General features: G+C 69.0%; 12 protein-coding genes and 1 tRNA gene. 8 read left to right on the top strand and 5 right to left on the bottom strand.

The genetic code is table 11. From position 1 onward, the window contains the following. The first annotated feature begins 70 nt into the window (after nucleotides 1-70). The 4 genes from BDK89_RS07295 to BDK89_RS07310 all read left to right on the top strand — a co-directional run bounded on the left by BDK89_RS07295 (nucleotide 71) and on the right by BDK89_RS07310 (nucleotide 3824). Nucleotides 71-1927 (top strand): CASTOR/POLLUX-related putative ion channel, encoded by a 1857-nt coding sequence (locus tag BDK89_RS07295; RefSeq protein WP_133868311.1) that lies wholly within the window; start codon nucleotides 71-73, stop codon nucleotides 1925-1927. A 31-nt stretch (nucleotides 1928-1958) separates the two neighbouring features. After that, complete coding sequence (locus BDK89_RS07300; RefSeq protein ID WP_133868312.1) at nucleotides 1959-2360, top strand: DUF1622 domain-containing protein; 402 nt, start codon at nucleotides 1959-1961, stop codon at nucleotides 2358-2360. Between the two features lie 118 nt (nucleotides 2361-2478). Further along, nucleotides 2479-3123, top strand: a complete 645-nt coding sequence (locus BDK89_RS07305) for an arsenate reductase/protein-tyrosine-phosphatase family protein (RefSeq protein WP_133868313.1) — start codon at nucleotides 2479-2481, stop codon at nucleotides 3121-3123. Between the two features lie 23 nt (nucleotides 3124-3146). After that, on the top strand, nucleotides 3147-3824 hold the full coding sequence (locus BDK89_RS07310; protein WP_133868314.1) for an arsenate reductase ArsC: 678 nt from the start codon (nucleotides 3147-3149) through the stop codon (nucleotides 3822-3824). Between the two features lie 120 nt (nucleotides 3825-3944). Here BDK89_RS07310 and BDK89_RS07315 read toward each other — a convergent pair whose 3' ends face one another. Further along, nucleotides 3945-6692, bottom strand: a complete 2748-nt coding sequence (locus tag BDK89_RS07315) for a hypothetical protein (RefSeq protein ID WP_133868315.1) — start codon at nucleotides 6690-6692, stop codon at nucleotides 3945-3947. A gap of 370 nt (nucleotides 6693-7062) precedes the next feature. Here BDK89_RS07315 and BDK89_RS07320 point away from each other — a divergent pair, with 370 nt between their 5' ends. After that, a complete protein-coding gene (locus BDK89_RS07320) occupies nucleotides 7063-8277 on the top strand; it encodes an alpha/beta hydrolase (RefSeq protein ID WP_133868316.1) in 1215 nt (404 codons plus the stop codon). 51 nt (nucleotides 8278-8328) lie between these two features. Here the strand turns inward: BDK89_RS07320 and BDK89_RS07325 are convergent, their stop codons facing one another. Then, nucleotides 8329-11529 (bottom strand): right-handed parallel beta-helix repeat-containing protein, encoded by a 3201-nt coding sequence (locus tag BDK89_RS07325; RefSeq protein WP_133868317.1) that lies wholly within the window; start codon nucleotides 11527-11529, stop codon nucleotides 8329-8331. Between the two features lie 338 nt (nucleotides 11530-11867). On the opposite strand from BDK89_RS07325, the gene BDK89_RS07330 reads away from it, so the two are divergent. Continuing rightward, nucleotides 11868-12920, top strand: coding sequence for a hypothetical protein (locus BDK89_RS07330; RefSeq protein WP_133868318.1), 1053 nt, complete (start codon nucleotides 11868-11870; stop codon nucleotides 12918-12920). A 31-nt stretch (nucleotides 12921-12951) separates the two neighbouring features. Here BDK89_RS07330 and BDK89_RS07335 read toward each other — a convergent pair. After that, nucleotides 12952-13029: transfer RNA gene (locus BDK89_RS07335), tRNA-Pro, on the bottom strand. Between the two features lie 110 nt (nucleotides 13030-13139). Here BDK89_RS07335 and BDK89_RS07340 point away from each other — a divergent pair. Next, a complete protein-coding gene (locus tag BDK89_RS07340) occupies nucleotides 13140-13724 on the top strand; it encodes a DUF1269 domain-containing protein (protein WP_166657438.1) in 585 nt (194 codons plus the stop codon). 27 nt (nucleotides 13725-13751) lie between these two features. On the opposite strand, the gene BDK89_RS07345 is transcribed toward BDK89_RS07340, so the two are convergent. Further along, on the bottom strand, nucleotides 13752-14957 hold the full coding sequence (locus BDK89_RS07345) for a saccharopine dehydrogenase family protein (protein ID WP_133868320.1): 1206 nt from the start codon (nucleotides 14955-14957) through the stop codon (nucleotides 13752-13754). A gap of 22 nt (nucleotides 14958-14979) precedes the next feature. Then, nucleotides 14980-15546 carry a helix-turn-helix domain-containing protein gene (locus tag BDK89_RS07350; RefSeq protein ID WP_133868321.1) on the bottom strand — a complete coding sequence of 189 codons (567 nt, stop codon included), beginning with the start codon at nucleotides 15544-15546 and terminating at the stop codon, nucleotides 14980-14982. Between the two features lie 78 nt (nucleotides 15547-15624). On the opposite strand from BDK89_RS07350, the gene BDK89_RS07355 reads away from it, so the two are divergent. After that, on the top strand, nucleotides 15625-17172 hold the full coding sequence (locus BDK89_RS07355) for a bifunctional NAD(P)/FAD-dependent oxidoreductase/class I SAM-dependent methyltransferase (protein ID WP_133868322.1): 1548 nt from the start codon (nucleotides 15625-15627) through the stop codon (nucleotides 17170-17172). The last annotated feature ends 241 nt before the right edge of the window (nucleotides 17173-17413 follow it).

The following is a 17413-nucleotide window of genomic DNA, read 5'->3' on the forward strand; positions in this document are numbered from 1 at the left end:
GGACGCCCGCCCGGTCGCCGGGTGGGATGATGAGCCGCATGGGCCGACGTGACACATCGACGGTGTCCGGGTGAGCGACGACGGCTCGCCCGGTCTCCGGCAACGACTCCGCTACCGCTTCGACAACCTGCTGGCGCGCGGCACGTGGGCCGTGCTGCTCTGGCTCGGCGTCGTCACGTTCCTGACCGTCCTGCTCGGCGGGTTGCTCCTCGCCGTGTTCGGGGTCTCGTACACGAGCGACGAGGACTCGTCGTGGCTCGAAGACCTGTGGCAGACCCTGATGCGGGTCATCGATCCCGGCACGATGGTGGGCGACGTCGGATGGGGGCGGCGCATCCTGGCGCTCGCCGTCACCATCTTCGGCATCCTGGTCGCCGGCACCTTGATCGGTGTGATCGCCGCCGGTGTCGAAGACCGAGTCGACCGGATGCGCCGCGGCCGGTCGGTGGTGATCGAGCGCGACCACGTCGTCGTGCTCGGGTCGGCCGACCATCTGCCGTTCGTCATCCGCGAGCTCGTCCACGCCCCTGCGCCCGACCGGCCGCCCGTGATCGTCGTGCTGGCGGACGCCGATCCCGCCGACATCCATGCGGCACGCCGCGGCATCGTCGACGACCTGCAGGGCGTCCGCCTCGTGGTCCGCTCGGGTGATCCCACCCGCCCGAGCGATCTCGAACTCGTCCGGCTCGACGTCGCTCGCTCCGTGATCGTGCTCGGCGACGCAGCCGACCCGGTGCGGCCCGTGCGTACCGCGCTCGCGGTGGCGGCGACGGGCGGGGGAGTGCTCCCGGCGACAACGGTCGTCGAGGTCGACGACGCCGAGACGGCGACCCGCCTCGTCGAATCGCTCGGCCATCGGGTGCAGCCCGTCGTGAGCCGTGATGCCGTCGCCCGCATCGCTGCGTTCGCGCTCCGTCAACCCGGGCTGATCGCCGTCGTCGACGAGTTGATCGACGCCCCGAAGGTCGGGATCCGGATCAGCGCACCCGGCGCAGCGGCCGGCCTCACGTTCGGGTCGCTCGTCGCCGGGCTGCAGACGTCACGTCCGCTCGGTCGCATCGCCGCCGACGGGGCGATCGAGCTGACACCGTCGTTCGACGCGACGCTGGGCGACGACGACCGCCTCGTGTCGGTCGGCGCGGACGACGACCTCGGACGGAGCGACCGACCGGTATCGCCGTGGAGCGGGCACGATCCGGCTGTCGACACGATCGGCGACACCGCCCACGTGGTCGTGGCCGGATGGAGTCGGGTCGGCGCTCTGATGCTCACGGAGTGGATCAGCACCGCCGATCCGACGTCGACGCTGACCCTCATCGCTCCGGCCGACAGTGAGGCTGCTCGGTTCGCCGACCGACGCGCCGACGACCGAATCCGAGTCGTCGCCACGGCGGACGAGGCGGTCGATCGACTGGGCGACGGGTCGCTCGGGGTCGTCGTTTTACTCGCCGGGGCGGGAGCCGGACCAGCCCCACGCTCGTCGGCCAACGACGTCGACACCGACACCCTCCTCACCGCCGGCGGTATTGCGCACCGTCTGGCCGCGCTGCCGGCACGGCCGCGTCTCGTCGTCGAGTTGCTCGACCCCGACAGCGCCGAACTAGCGAGCCTCACCGGCACCGACGACTTCGTCATCAGCGACGCGCTGGCCAGCAAGTTCGTCGTCCAGCTCGCGATCGAGCCGCTGCGCCGTGACGTGTTGCTCTCGCTCTACGACCGGACACGTCCCGATCTCGTGATCGTCGACGGGGGAGCGCTCGGCTTGGCGGGCACGGTCACGATGGGAGCCGTCGTCGATCGGGCCTGCGAACACGGCATGCTCGCGATCGGCTGGCGCGACGGCTCGACCGGCGAACTCGTGCTCGCCCCGCCACTGTCGGCCTCGGTCGACTGGAGCGACTCGCACCGCCTCGTCGTCGTCCGCTGAGCCACACCTCACGATCTACGATGGCCGATCGATGACGGGACCACCACTGCTCGCGCTCACGATCGGTGATTGGGCGATCGCCGAAGACGTCTCGGAGTGGATCGAAGCGGTCGCCATCGCGGTCATCGCGGTCGCCGTGGTGGTCGCCTTCGTGCAAGGCACCCGGACGATGTTCCGCTCGGGCGCGACCGCAGCCGTCGAGGTCGTGAAGCAGCACATCGGCAGGGCATTGCTGCTCGGGCTCGACCTGCTGATCGCTGCCGACGTCATCCGCACGGTGACACTCGAGCCGACGCTCGAGAACGTGAGCGCGCTCGGCGTGCTCGTCCTCGTGAGAACCTTCCTTGCTTGGTCGCTGGTGGTCGAACTCGAAGGCCGCTGGCCGTGGCAGTCGAAGGCTCGCCCGGCGACCGAGCCCGGCAAAGTGTCCTGACGCGGCACGCCGCTGCGAGCACCACGCCCCGGCCCCAGTGAGGCGTTCCCGCGCACGGAAAGATGAATTCTTTTCTATCCATATTGACTCAATTCAGATTGAGTGATTGCATGATGATATGGAGCCTCTCGAACAGCGGGCGGCGTTGTACGCCGCACTGGGTGAACCGGTGCGGTTGGCCATCGTCGACGAGCTCGCCACGACCGACCGGTCGCCCAAAGAACTCGCCGAGCAGTTCTCGCTCCCGACCAACCTGCTGGCGCACCATCTCGACGTGCTCGCCAACGTCGGGTTGATCGAGCGCTTCGTGTCGTCGGGTGACCGGCGACGTCGCTACGTGCGCCTCGTGCGCGAACCGGTCGCCGAACTGGGCATCGCGACCGCACGGTCGGCCGGAACCGTCTTGTTCGTCTGCAGCCACAACTCGGCTCGCTCGCAGCTCGCTGCGGCGATGTGGACCGCCCGCACCGGAGAGGCAGCATCGTCGGCCGGGACGCATCCCGCCGAACGGGTGCACCCGGGCGCCGTCGCCGCAGGACGGCGCGTCGGGCTCGACCTGAGCGCAGCCGTGCCTCGCCTCCTCACCCCGACCGATACCGCCGATCGCATCGTGACCGTGTGCGACCGAGCCCACGAAGAACTCGTACCCGGTGCCGACTGGTGGCACTGGTCATTGCCCGACCCGGTCGACAGCGGCACCGACGCCGCGTTCGACGACGTGGTCGCCCAACTCGACGACCGCATCGGTGCGGTCGCCACCTGAACATCGACGAACAGGAGTCACCGATGTCCACCCATGACCCAGCACCCGACAGCGAGCGGGCGCCCCTCGAGCTGACGACCGAACAGATCATGCTCATCCGACAAGCCGCCGAGCGCTTGCGCGGCGAGTTCGACGGCACCTTCAACGCCGAGACGATCGAGCGCTACATGCTGAACTCGCAGGAGCTCCTGCAGTCGAAGGCGAAGTTCGCCATGTGGTTGCCACTGCTCATCGAGCGGCTCACGCGCGACCGGCTGCGAGCCTTGGCTCGTCTCGAGGTCGGCACGCTCGGCAAGCCGGCGGTGCTGTTCCTGTGCGTGCACAACGCCGGCCGATCCCAGATGGGCGCCGGCTGGCTGCGGCACCTCGTCGGCGATCGGGTCGACGTGTTCTCCGGCGGCACCGATCCGGGTGTCGAACTCAATCCTGCTGTCGTCGACGCCATGGCCGAGGTCGGGATCGACATCGGGTCGTACCTGCCCCAGCCCTGGACCGACGAGATCGCCCGGGCCGCCGATGTCATCGTGTCGATGGGCTGCGGCGACGCCTGCCCGATCTACCCGGGCAAGCGCTACGAGGACTGGGATCTGCCCAGCCCGTCGAGCCAGTCGATCGACGAGGTGCGCGAGATCCGGGACGACATCCGCACCTGCGTCGAAGCGCTCATCGCCACCCTGGAACTCGACCGCATCGGGGCCTGAACCCGACGACGCCCCGCCTGGAACCAGGCGGGGCGTCGTGTGTCGTGGGCTTACGCGGCCGACCAGCGTCGGTGTTCACGTCCGCCCCGCTTCGGGGCTCCGTGAACGCCGACGATGAGGTCAGCGTGGGAAGTAGCCCATGACGTCGGCGACGAGGTGGGTGTCGCCTTGGAAGTTGTAGAGGTTCACGGTTCCGTCAGGACCGACCTTGACGATGGCCAAGTTCGGCGTGTCGGCGCCGGGCAGCAGGTTGAGGATGCTCGCCAGCGGTCGATCGGACCCGCCGGGCCACACGGTGACGTGGCTCGGCATCGTCGGCCGGTTGCCGGTGATGTTGAGCACCACCGAGCCGACGCCGTCCTCGGGCACTCCTTCGACGCCGGTGACGTCGAGGGTCAGCACCTCACCAGGACCGACCGTGCCCTCGGGGGCACCGATCCCTTCTCGGGTGTCGAGGACGCGGCCGGGGGTGAGGCCGGTGAAGTCGGTGTCCTCGGGGAAGTAGCCGAACACGTCGGCGACCATGTCGGTCTCGCCCTGCAGGTTGTACAGGGAGATGTTGCCGTCGTCTCCGACCTTGACGACTGCCAGGTTCGACTGGATGAAGTCCGGTCGAACGTTCACGGCGCTGGCCGTCGGACGATCGCCGTCGCCGGGCCACGCAGTGATGTGGCTCGCCTCGGTCGCCGTCGCAGGCGTCAGATTGACCACCACGGAATCGACACCGTCGGCGGGGATGCCCCCGACACCGGTGACGTCGAACTCCAGGGTCTCACCTGGACCGATCGCCTCGTCCGGCGCACCGGTACCGTCGCGAGTGTCGAGAACACGCGCGGGCTGCACGGCGGTCATCTGGGAGCCGGCCGGGAAGTACCCCATGACGTCGGCGACCAGTTCGACCTGTCCGTACTCGTTGTACAGCGACACCTCGCCGCTGCTTCCGACCTGCACGATCACGAGATTCGGCAGGTCGATGCCCGGAACCGGGTTGAGGTTGCTCGTGAAGGGCTGCTCCGCACCGGTCGGCCAGGCAGTCACGAACGTGGGCTCGGTCGCCTGGGTGGCGGTGACGTTCAACACGACGGCGTCGACGCCGACCGACGGAACGCCGCCTTCACCGGTGACCTTGATGTCGATCGTCTCTTCGGCACCGACCGGTGCCTGATCGGCACCGGTGCCGTCACGAGTGTCGAGCAGTCGGGTCGGGTTGAGCGCCGTGTAGGCGTTGTCGAGCGACACCGGTCCACACGCGGCGGGCACGGTGGCCTCGAGCGGCAGGTCCGGGTCGAGCGAACTGACGGCGTCACCGTCGTACGCTCCGCTCCCGTCGAAGTCGACGCCGTGCAGGACGACGGCGGCGTTGACGATGTTCTCGGCGACCTCGTCGGACACCGTGAACGTGCGGGTGTAGGTGTATTCACCGTCATCGCCACCGACCGGGAAGCGGTCGACGGCCAATGCCGATGCCGGCGTGGTGTCGCCGGTCGTCGTGAGTGAGACCTGCACCGAGCCGTAGCTCGGGATGCCTTCGACGGTGTCGACGATGCCGTCCGAATTGTCGTCGTCGTCGATCGTCGGGCACACCGCCGTCATGGCCGGTGGACCGATGGGGATGTGGAGGTGCTGTGCATGGGGAAGGCCCGGGGCCACGCCATAAGCATTGATGTTGACCGTCACCTCGTTGCCCTCCAGATAGACGTCGGCATCGAACCAGGCGCCGGAGTCGTTGAGGGACATGCCCGTCGCCGAGGCGATGAACGACGTCGCGGTGATCTCACCACAAGCGACCGGCAGGGTCGCCTCCTGTGGGACCGATCCGTCGAGCGTGCTCGGCACGCCGTCGTACGAACCGCTGTCGTCCTGATCGATGCCGTGCACGACCACGACGCCGTTGGTGATCTGGTCGACGATCTCGTCGGTGGTCTCGATCGTGCGCACGTAGGTGTACGAACCGTCATCGGTCACCGGCATCCGATCGATCGCCAGCGCCGAGGCGGGTGATGTGTCGCCGCTCGTGGTGAGCGAGAGCTGAACCCCGCCGTACAAGGGCGCACCCTCGAGCGTCGTCAGCACGCCATCGGTGTCGTCGGGATCATCGCTCTGGGTCGGGCACACGCCTTGCGTGCCGAGCGGGATGTGAACGTGTTGAGCGTGGGGAAGATCTGCATCGACGCCGTCGACCTGCAGCGTGACGGTCACGTTGTTGCCGTCGAGCTGCACCATCCCGTCGAGGGTCACGCCCGAGGAGTTGAGCTCGCTGGTGACGAGACCGGCCTCGTACTGCTGGGCGACGATCTCGCCGCACGCAACAGGCACGGTGGCCTCGAGCGGCACGCTCGGATCGAGCGAGCTCGGGGCGTCGCCGTCGTAGGCCCCGCTGTCGTCGAAGTCCTCTCCGTGCACCACGATGGCGCCGGCCGCGACTCGCTCGGCAATCTCGGGATCGACGGTGATCGTGCGGGTGTAGCTGTATGCGCCGTCGGCGTCGGCGACCGGGAATCGATCGAGCGCCAGGGCCGACGATGCGGTCGCGTCGCCGGTCGTGGTCAGTGCCACGCGAACGCTGCCGTACGAGGGGATGCCCTCGACCGTCGTCACGACGCCATCGTTGTCGGCGTCGTCAGCCGGGGACGGGCACACGGCGGAGCCGGTGTCAGGGACGTGGATGTGCTGGGCATGTGCCAGACCCGGCGAGACGCCGGTGGCCTCGACCGAGACGGTGACGTCGTTGCCGTCGACGGTGATCGACGACTCGAACGACGCGCCGGTCTCGTTCAGCTGGCTCCCGGGTGAAGCGCCCCCGTTGTGGAACGCAGCGGCCGGCGCAGCGACGGCCAACCCCAGACCGGCTGCAGCGACTGCAGCCAAGCGACTTCGTCTTCCTCGCCGACCGGCTCGGTGATCACCGCCTCGCCGTTGTTCGTCGGACCCGAAGGCTCGTCGCAACATACTGAATCTCCTCTGTGGTAGGGAATCGTGGGCAGAAAGCCGAGTGGCTCCCCGACCCCGGAACGGTCGAAACCGTGTGTCGCGGCCTACCCGACACCACCGATCTCAAACATCACGGGATGTCGGGGCTTCGAAGCGCAGCAGGTTTCGGATTGGTCGTTGCGACAGATTCGTCGCATCGTGCGACCGAGCGACGACGTCACCCCGTCGTCCGGTGGTCGTGGCCGCCGTTGTGACAGTTCACGGCACGTTCACGGATGCTGAGCTGTGCCGCCGGTATGGTCGCCGGATGGGCGGTGAGGTCTATCGGTTCGACGACTGTGAGCTCCACACCTCGTCGTTCCAACTCCTTCGGGACGGTCAGCCCGTACACGTCGAACCACGCGCGCTCGACGTGCTCCGGCACCTCATCGAGCACCGCGATCGGGTCGTGTCGAAGGAGGAGATCCTCGACCAGTGCTGGGGTGACACCTACGTCAGCGAGGCGGCGCTCACGACGGCGTTGCGGACGGCACGGATCGCCGTGGGTGATTCCGGCGCCGAGCAGCGCGTCATCCGGACGATCCAGCGTCGTGGGTACCGGTTCGTCGCGGCGGTCGAGGCACGGGTCGACGGGGGAGTCCGTCAGACGACCGTCGAACGGGTCGACGCCGCAGGTGCGAGCCAGTCGATCCGCTACTGCACCGCTGCCGACGGTGCCCGGATCGCGTATGCGACCGTGGGCGACGGACCGCCGCTCCTGAAGGCGGCGAACTGGATGACGCACGTCGACCTGGAGTGGTCGTCGCCGGTGTGGTCGCACTGGCTGCACGGCCTGGCCCGCGACCGACGTCTGATCCGCTACGACGAACGGGGCTGCGGGATGTCCGACTGGGACGTTCCGAGCTTCACGTTCGACGACTGGGTCGACGATCTCGAAACCGTCGTCGACGCAGTCGGCCTCGACCGGTTTCCACTGCTGGGTGTTTCCCAGGGTGGCGCCGTTGCGATCGCCTACGCCGTCCGGCATCCCGAGCGGGTGAGCCGCTTGATCTTGGCCGGTTCCTACGCCCGTGGACGTCAGGTGCGTGCCTCGAACGACCACGAGCGCGCCGAGGCTGCCCTCGATCTCGACCTCGCCCGGGTCGGCTGGGCTCGACAGGATCCGAGCTTTCTCCGCGTGTTCGCGACCCAGTTCCTGCCGGACGGCACGTCGGACGACTGGGCCGACTTCACCGACTTCCAGCGTCGGACCACGTCGCCGGAGAACGCGGTTCGCTTCCTCGAGGCATTCGCCCGGATCGATGTCTCCGACATCGCCGGATCCGTGTCGTGCCCGACCCTGGTGCTCCACGCTCGGGACGACGTCCGCGTGCCGGCGTCGCAGGCCAAGGAGCTCGCGGCCCTCATCCCGGACAGTCGGTTGGCGCTGCTCGACAGCAGCAACCACCTGCTCAGTGCCGACGAGCCGGCCTGGCCGGAGTTCCTGCGCTTCATCGACGACTTCCTCGCCGAGGGGGAGTGAGGACGACCGACCCGGTCAACGGAACAGCCGTCCTCACTCGTCACTCGTCGCTCAACCCCCGGTCAGCCATCCGTTCACATCGATGACGAAGTCGGCTCGTGCGACCGTGTACAGGCAGACGGTTCCGTCGTCGGACAGCTTGGTGATGGTGTTGTTGGCTCGGACGATGCCGGCTCGGGTGTGGTTCAGGTTGCTGGTCGTGGGCACCTCGGCGCAGGGGTAGACCGTGACATGCCCGGCGACTCGGTCTGGCCGGACGATGGTGACGTTGAGGATCGCAGCGGTTGCGTCGGCGGGGACGCCACCGCGGCCTGCGACCTGCACCTCGACGAGCTGGCCTGCCCCGATCGGTCCACCGCCGCTCGAGACGCCGTCGACCGTCGGCCGGTTCGGCCGGGTCTCGAGGAAACGCGCCGGCCGAGCAGTGTCGACGGTGGTGGTACCGGCGGGGACGAACCCGGCGACGTCGAGTGCGAGGTGGGCGGCCTCGAGTGTGAAGACGCACAGCGAGCCGTCGTCGGACAGTTCGACGAGTGCACCGTTCGGGATCACGTCCCCGGCGACGTAGTTCAGCGTCGACGCCTCGGGGAGCGTGCCGCACGGGAACAACGTGACATGCCCGGGGCCGTCGGCCCCGATCAGGGTGACGTTGACGATCGCCGCGGTTGCGTCGGTGGGGATGTTGCCGCGTCCGGCGATCGGGACCTCGACGACGGCGCCGGCGCCGAGCCGGCCCTGCCCGGACGACGTGCCGTCGAACGTGGGCTGCGAACGGGTGTCGAGGTAGCGCACGGGATCGAGCAGGCCGAGGGGCGACCCGGCGGGCACGTAGCCGTTGACGTCGAGCGCGAAGTGGGCGTCGGCGAGGGCGAAGATGCACAGCTCGCCGTCGTCGCTCAGCGGGATGATGGCGTTGTTGGCGACGACGTCGCCGGGTACGTAGTTGGCGTGCGACGCCGTCGGGACATCGTCGGTGCAGCCGAACATCGTGGCGTGACCGGGGGCGGCGGGTCGGATCGCCGTCAGGTTGGCGACGACGCCGACGGCGTCACCGGGGATGCTGCCGCGACCGGCCACGTCGATCCGGACGATGTTGCCGGCGCCGGGCGACCCGACGCCCGAGAACTGTCCGTCGAAGGTGGGTTGATCTCGCGTGTCGAGGAACCGTGCCGGAACGACCGGCACGATCGCAGCGGCCTCGTTGCCGTCGGCGATGGTGACGGTCGTGGTCGTCGCAGTCCCGACGTTCACACCGGACGGGTTCGACAGGGAGACCGTGAACGTCTCGTCGGCCTCGACGACGTCATCCGCGATGGCGCTGATGTCGACCGTCTTGGGGCCGGTCTCGCCGTCGATCCACGAGAGGGTCGTGTCGACGGCGACGAAGTCGGTCGAACCCGCCGTACCGGCCGTCGTGGTCACGTCGACCGTGGCCGGGCCGTCGGCGACGCCGACGCGGGTGACCTCGACGGCAGCGGTGCTGCCCTCGGCGATCGTCATCGTCGCAGGGGCGATCGACACGACGCCGGCATCGAACTCCACGGCACCGGCATCGAGGCGGCCGCCTGCGACCCGGGCGACGCCGCGCTGGTCCACCTCGGGGGGAGCGGCGAACGCCGGATCACCCGCATCGATCGCGGGCGAGCCCGCCAGCGGGCGCATCGTCGGTGTCGTCCCACCGAAGTCGCCGAGCGGCGAGAGTCGTGGGTCGTCGGCGGCGATGTTGCCGTTGATGTCGGCGTCGGGGTTGTCGACCGGCAACACCGAGTGGAAGGTCGCGATCGAGGAGTCCTGGAGCAGGAACGGGTTGTCGGCCGATGCATTGTCGGTGACGATCGAGTCGCTGACGATCGTGTTGGTGTCGACGAACTCGGCCAGCGGTGCGGTGTCGGAACCGTTCTGCGTCACGGTGCTGTGATCGATCTCCACCGACTCGATGCCGAACACCCCGAATGTCGGCCTGCCCGAGGTCGACGCGTTCTGCGTTGCCGTCGAGTTCACGATCCGGAGCGAGCTTGCGGTCTCGGCGAACACGGCGTGCGTCTCCGAGCCGATGACCGTCGACCGGTTGATCAGGCCCTCGCCGAAGTCGGACAGGACGATGCCGACGCCGTCACGGTCGAGCGTGTCGCCCTCCTCGCCGCTGCCGGCGACGAACGACTCGACGATGACGACCCCACCGGCCGTGGCGATGTCGATGCCGTTGTCGGCGCTCTCTCGGACGTCCACCTCGGCGACGGTGACCGCACCGACGATCCCGTCGAGCTCGATCCCTTCTGCCTGGCTGCGGGTCGCGCTGACGCGGCGGATGTCGACGCTCCCGCTGATCGTCCCGAGGCGGATCGCTTCGTCGTCGGTGTCCTCGACTGTGACGTCGCTGATGGACACGTCGCCGCCCACGATGGTGATCTCGATGCCTTCGTCGTCCTGGGCGGTCGTGGTGACACCGCTCACGGTCACGTCGCCGGTGACCTCGTTGATGTCGACACCGTTGCCTGCGCCCGTTTCGGTGAAGTCCAGGTCCGTCACGGTGAGTCCGCCGTCCACGTCGTCGACGTCGAGATGATCATCGCGGTTCGATGACGCACTGACGTCGGCGACCGTCACAGCGGCGGCACCGTCGACCACGACACCGTCGCTGCCGTTGTCGTTCGACGCGAGACGCTCGAGGCGAACCTCGCCGACGTTCTGGATGAAGATCCCGTCGCTCGCGGACTCGAGCGCCGTGACGTCGGTCAGCGTGACGGCGCCGGCCCCCACGATGTTGACGCCGTGCTCGCCGGACTCGTCGCCGCTCCCCGAGACCGTCACCTGGCTGATCGTGACGTCGCCGCCACCGTCGACCCTGATGCCGTGGCTGGTCGAGCCCGCAACGGTCACGCCGGACAGCTCGAAGTCGGCCGCTCCGGCGACGCGGACGACGGCGTCGTCGGGATGGGTCAGTGCCAACTGCGCCACGCCCGGCCCGACGATCGTGAGGTTGTCGGTGATCACCGGGGTTGCCGCCATGTCGATGGTGCCGTTCAGCCCCGGGGCGAAGGTGATGACGTCCGGCCCGGCTGCCGTGTTCGCGTCTGCGATCCGGTCGGCAAGGCTGCCCTCACCGCTGACGTCGAGATTCGTGACGACGAACGAGGCGGCACTGACGCTCGACGTGTCGAGCACGAACCCCGCCGTGAGGGCGACAATGGAGCCGATCAGCGAGCAGGTCGCCCGCCGGGCGCGTCGCAAGGATGTTGGAGAGAAGAACATGATGGGCTCCGGGCAGTCGAGGGATGCTGGGTTCGTCCCTCATCATCGATTGCCGACGCAACGAATGCTTGGGGGACCCCTGAGGAACCTCTGAGGATCGAGCGATCGCGTCACTGCGGGATGCTTCACGGGTCGCCGGGTTCGGATCTCGTCGAGCCGACTCGATGGTGGGCGGTGCAACGGCTGAGCGAAGATGACGAGCCGGAGCGCTGCCGATGACTTCGGGCCTCCTGGTCGAGATTGACGTGGCCTCACTTCTGTGCCAGGTTGACGTCCGAGTGGTCACGCTGGATTTGGTACATATCGCTTCCCGACGAGCCGTCGCAACGATGATCGCGATGGCGGTTCCATTCGCACTGTGCGCAGCGTGTTCGGACAGCGACGAGACCGGTCCCACGGCGACGGCCCAGGAGGGGATTGCCGACAGCAGTGGCTTGGGCCCGTTCGAGCCGCTGCTGGGAGTGGGCTCGGTGGTCGACGCCACCGTCGAGGCTCTGGAAGGACCGACCGCCACACTGGACGAGCTCGGCGGCCTGGAGTACGCGGGACGCTCGGAGTCGCCCGACGAGTGGACGACCCCGCTCGGTTTGCCGGTCGTCGTGCTGGCGGACGTCGCTCACGTCGAGAGTGTCGGCGGCTCGGAGCGAGCTGAGTCGGTCGACCGGATGGCGAAGGAAGCTGCCGCCGGCGACGGAAGCCTCGAGGTCCTCGCTCCGGTCGGGGTGTTCACCGTAGGAACGCGGTACGAGTTCTGGTTGGCCCCGGAATCGGACGGCGGTCTCATGACGTATCTGGCGTTCGATGAAGATGGCAAGCCGGTGCCGGGACTCGGGCTGCCGGGTGCCGAAGACGCCTTCGCCCGTGCCAGCGATGTGGCGGCAGCGGGTCGGATTCCTGCGCTGGCTCAGCTGGCGAGCGAGCTGAATGCAGCCAGCAAGGGTGCCGCCGACGGGCCGATGATGGTGGAGTTGTTCGGCGCAGATTCGTCGGCGTCGTCCGTCGACGCCGACCAGGTTCCGGCGACGTCGGACGGCCCAGTCGATGGCGTCGAGTACGCCGACGTGGCGGTGCTGGTGTCGGGAGTGACCGACGGAGAGGCCTACAGCCTGGCGGGGTCGACAACGCTGGGCTGGTTCGCCGCCGGGAACGGGCTCGCCAGCATTCGTGGACGAGTTCCCCAGGGCGAGTCGCTCCGACTCATACGCCGCGCCGAACCCGGTGGCGGAGCGGTGCCGGTCGAGGGAGCACCGATCTTGAGGGCTCCGACGGAGTCGGGAGTGCAGTGGTTTCTCTACGAGATCGACAGAGACGGGACCCCCACCCTCGACACAGACCTGGCACCGGAGGAGGTCGACGCCGTGATCCAGGTCACGGTCGGCATCGATCCGTGACGAGCGCTCGACGCGAACCGTCAGGTCGTGCTGGTCGGGATGGCGGGATTCGAACCCGCGACCCCCTGCTCCCAAAGCAGGTGCGCTAGCCAGGCTGCGCCACATCCCGTCGGCGCTCGCAGCGCCGCCGGGCAGTGTAACTGGGTCCACCCTGAGACGGTGGCGGTCGATCGGGGTTCGACGGAGGGCGGCGCGGGGAATCGTCGTACCATGACGTCGATGAGCTCTTCCGGCTGGGACCCGCCCTCCGATCCGCCCGAGACGGCGCCGATCACGACCCCGATCGACGAGATCGAGACCGATCAGGCGCTGGTCGGCATCTCCTTCCGCGACGCGTTCCGTGCCCAGGAATTCCTCACCGCCATGGCGCGGCTCGCGAGCAAGCAGTCGTTGAAGCTGCGCGACGCCGTGATCGTCACGAAGGACGACAGGGGCGACGTGAAGGTGCGCGAGACGATGGACCTGCAGCCCGGTCGCACCGCCTTCTCCGGCGCCGTCTGGTCGGGGCTGCTCGGTCTGCTGATCGGCGGACCGGTCGGTTGGGTCGCCGGGCTCGGCGTCGGTGCGGGTGCCGGTGCCGTCGCCGCCAAGGTGGTCGACCTCGGCGTGCCCGACGAATGGGTCGACTGGTTCCGTGCCGCCGTCGCCGACGGCACCACCACGGTGGTGCTGCTCGCCGAAGACCTCGACGTGCGGGCACTCGAAGAGGAGCTGCACCGATTCGCCGGTGCCGAACTCGTCCACTCGACGCTGCCGGCGTACACGATCGACCAGCTGCGCGCTGCGCTCCGCGACGAGCACTGATCCCGGGCTCGGCGCAGGCCGGCGTCGTCAGACGACGTCGAACGTGAGGCCGGCTTCGGCCTCGAGGCGCTCGATGAGGAGGTCACCGAACGCCGTCGCGGGCGTCCAGAAGCCGCCGCCGACGTCGGTGTGCGACAGGTCGAGGAACGCCAGCGCCGACTCGGCCAGCATCTTGGCGGTCGAGCCGTAGCCGGGATCGCGGTCGCCCGTGACCTTCGTGACGATCTCGTCGCCTCCCGCGGTGCGGCCGTAGAGGCGCAGATCGAAGAAGCCGGCCTCCTGCGCCTCGGGCGACGGGCCTTCGCCGGGCTCGGGGACGACCTTGCGGAGCAGGGACCGGGTCGGGCCGAAGGCCGCCATCCCGGCGAACGCGCCCATCCCGCCGGCGACCATCGACGCCTTGACGGCGCCCCCGACCCCGCCGCCGACCATCATCGCCTCGTCGTAGAGGAAGTCGGGTCCCCACGGCCGGCCCAGCAGCGCGTGGCTGCGCTGCACGACTCGGGTGTTGGTGGCCGCCATGATGAACGGTGCGACCCACTGGCCGGAAGCCTCGTCGCGCTGCGGTCGCCCGACGTTCGGCTGACGAGGGCCGTTGCGGAGGTCGGCGGGTGCGAGTGCGTACGGGTCGGCGAGCAGGGTGCGGAGCTCGGCGTCGCCACGGGCCTCCTCGATCAGGTTCAGTCCGCTGGCGATCGTGCCACCGCTCGCTCCGCCCTTCATCGCCTTCACGCGTAGTGCGATCGACGTGCACGGTTCGCCGAACTGTTCCTGGGCGCGTTGCTGGGTGAACCACACACCGAGGTCGCTCGGGATGGAATCGAAGCCGCACGCGTGCACGACCCGGGCGCCCGATGCGACGGCGGCGTCGTGGTGCTCGTCGATCATGCGGCGCATCCACTGCGGTTCGCCGGTGAGGTCGCAGTAGTCGGTGCCGACGGCCGCGACCGCCTCGACCAGGGGTGAGCCGTACAGGGCGTACGGGCCGACGGTGGAGGCGACGACCTTCGTCCGCTCGGCGAGGGACCGCATCGCATCGGCATCCGCGGCGTCGGCCACGATCTGAGGGACGTCGACACCGGCCTCGTCGGCGACCGACGCCAGCTTGTCGGCGTTGCGACCGGCGATCGCCCAGCTGACCGCCGAGCCGCGTTCGGCCAGGTGCTTCGTCAGGATCTGGCCGACGAAACTCGTCGCACCGAACACGATCAGGTCGAACTCACGGTCGCTCATCGGGCCAGTCTCGCACGGTCGATCAGTCGTGATCGGTGTGGACGTGGGCGCGCTGCCCGTCGCGGTCGAACACCATGATGACCTCGGCCGGTTCGTCGATCGCCCAGAAGGCGTGCGGTGTCATCGTGCCGAACTCGGCTGCTTCGCCGGTCTCGACGACGATCTCGCGATCACCGAGCACGAGCATGACTCGACCCTCGAGCACGAAGAACCAGTCGTGGCCGGGATGCACGCGGGGTTCGCTCCGCCGGGCCACCGGTTCGAGGCGCATCTTCATGGCGAAGGTGTTGCCGGTCGGTCGGCTCAGCAGCCAGGTGGTGCGGTGCGGCTGCGTGGTCGGGACCGGTCGGATGACCACGTCGTCGTCGCGTCGCACGTCGAGCAGCGCGTCCATGTCGACCTGCAGTGCCCCGGCGAGGGCGACGAGCACGTCGAGGCTGATCGAGCGCTTGCCGTTCTCGATCCGGCTGATGGTCGACGCACTCAGGTTGCTTCGCTCGGCCAGATCGTCGAGCGACCAACCGAAGGTGGACCGGAGGCTACGAACGCGGGTGCGTACGAGTTGTTCGATGTCGGCGAGGTCGCTCACGCATCCAGTCTGCGGGCGAACCTTGCGAATTCCGCAAGTCGTTCGGCGAAAACTGAAAAGCCCTCTACCGTTTCCGACATGAGCGATTCGAACGGATTCCAGCGCTGGTGCGACGTGGCGGTGATCGGCGGCTCGGCCGCAGGTCTGGCCGGAGCGTTGATGCTCGCCCGGTCACGACGGTCGGTGATCGTCGTCGACGGCGGCGAGCCGCGCAATGCGCCGGCGGCCCACATGCACGGCTACCTCGGCTACGAGGGCAAGTCGCCGAGTGAACTCGTCGCCGCCGGGCGGGAAGAGGTGCGCAGCTACGGCGTCGAAATCCTCGAGGGACAGGTCGACACGGTCGAGCGCGACGGCGACCGCTTCGTCGCCCGCCTCGCCGACGGTGTCGTGCGCGCACGCAAGGTGCTCGTGGCCACCGGAGCGACCGACGAGCTGCCCGCCATCGACGGACTCGCCGACCACTGGGGCGACCAGGTGATCCACTGCCCGTACTGCCACGGGTGGGAAGTGCGCGACCAGCGGATCGTGGTCGTCGCCTCCAATCCGATGGCGGCACACCAGGCCGGCCTGTTCCGCCAGCTGAGCGACGACGTCACGGTCGTCGTGCACGACCCCGAGGCGGTGGGGGAGCAGGGGCTCGCAGCCCTGGTCGACCTGTCGCAGCACGGTGTCGAGGTGGTCGCCGAGCCGGCGATGCGGGTCGTGGCATCGGGCGGTCGAATGACGGGCCTGGAGCTCCGCAGCGGCCAGATCGTCGACGCCGACGCGGTTGCCGTCGCCACCTTCATCCGGGCCCGAGCCGACATGCTCGCCCCGCTCGGCATCGAACCGGTCGTCCACCCGTCCGGCATCGCGACGTCGATCGAGGTCGGCGACATGGGCGCGACCGCGGTGCGCGGCGTGTACGCCGCCGGCAACGTCGCCAACCCGATGTTGCAGGTGCTGCCGGCGGCGGCAGCGGGCAGCATGGCCGGCGCCGTCATCAACGCCGAGTTGGTGCACGACGACCTGGCCGACGCTGCGGCGTCGCCGAACGAGTGGGACCTCCGGTACGGCTCCGCCGACCAGGTGTGGAGCGGGAACCCGAACGGGACGCTGGTCGTGGAGGTCGACGCGATGGAGCCCGGTCGGGTGCTCGACGTCGGGTGTGGTGAGGGCGCCGATTCGGTCTGGCTGGCCGAGCAGGGGTGGAAGGTCGTCGCGCTCGACGTCGCAGCGCCGGCCCTGGAGCGGGCGTCGGCCGCCGCGGCCTCGCGGGGTGTGTCGGTCGAGACGGTGTGTGCCGACCTGCCGTCGGCCGGGTTCGAGCCCGGATCGTTCGATCTCGTGTCGCTCTTCTACCCGGCCATTCCCCGCACGCCGGAGGGCGAGGCGATCGAGGCGATGCTCGACGCCGTGTCGCCCGGCGGGACGCTGCTGGTGGTCGGGCACTCCTTCGACGGCCACGTCCACCACGGCCACACGCCTGCGTTCGACCAGCGGGCGTACGTCCAGGTCGACGACATCGCCGCCCGGCTCGACACCGCTACCTGGACGATCGTCGAACACGGTGTCCGCAACCGCCCCGCCGGCCACAACACCCACCACCACGACGACATCGTCCTTCGCGCGACCAAGCACTGAACGATGAGTCCGGTCGCGCACCCGTCCCGGGTCAGGTGATCTGCCGGTAACGGCTCGTTCCTCGCCGTCACCTCCGACACCTGACCCGGAGTGGCGGGCCGAGTTCGTTCGCCACCTCCGACACCTGACCCGGAGTGGCGGGCCGAGTTCGCCGTCACCTCCGACACCTGACCCGGAGTGGCGGGCCGAGTTCGTTCGTCACCTCCGACACCTGACCCGGGAACGGTGGGCGGCTCGGAAA

The organism is Ilumatobacter fluminis (assembly GCF_004364865.1).
GTDB lineage: Bacteria > Actinomycetota > Acidimicrobiia > Acidimicrobiales > Ilumatobacteraceae > Ilumatobacter > Ilumatobacter fluminis.

Bases quoted from the DNA above. Each gene is read 5' to 3' on its own strand.
- BDK89_RS07300 (WP_133868312.1), top strand. From the start codon at position 1,959: ATGACGGGACCACCACTGCTCGCGCTCACGATCGGTGATTGGGCGATC.
- BDK89_RS07325 (WP_133868317.1), bottom strand. From the start codon at position 11,529: ATGTTCTTCTCTCCAACATCCTTGCGACGCGCCCGGCGGGCGACCTGC.
- BDK89_RS07305 (WP_133868313.1), top strand. From the start codon at position 2,479: ATGGAGCCTCTCGAACAGCGGGCGGCGTTGTACGCCGCACTGGGTGAA.
- BDK89_RS07320 (WP_133868316.1), top strand. From the start codon at position 7,063: ATGGGCGGTGAGGTCTATCGGTTCGACGACTGTGAGCTCCACACCTCG.
- BDK89_RS07330 (WP_133868318.1), top strand. From the start codon at position 11,868: ATGGCGGTTCCATTCGCACTGTGCGCAGCGTGTTCGGACAGCGACGAG.
- BDK89_RS07345 (WP_133868320.1), bottom strand. From the start codon at position 14,957: ATGAGCGACCGTGAGTTCGACCTGATCGTGTTCGGTGCGACGAGTTTC.
- BDK89_RS07355 (WP_133868322.1), top strand. From the start codon at position 15,625: ATGAGCGATTCGAACGGATTCCAGCGCTGGTGCGACGTGGCGGTGATC.
- BDK89_RS07340 (WP_166657438.1), top strand. From the start codon at position 13,140: ATGAGCTCTTCCGGCTGGGACCCGCCCTCCGATCCGCCCGAGACGGCG.
- BDK89_RS07310 (WP_133868314.1), top strand. From the start codon at position 3,147: ATGTCCACCCATGACCCAGCACCCGACAGCGAGCGGGCGCCCCTCGAG.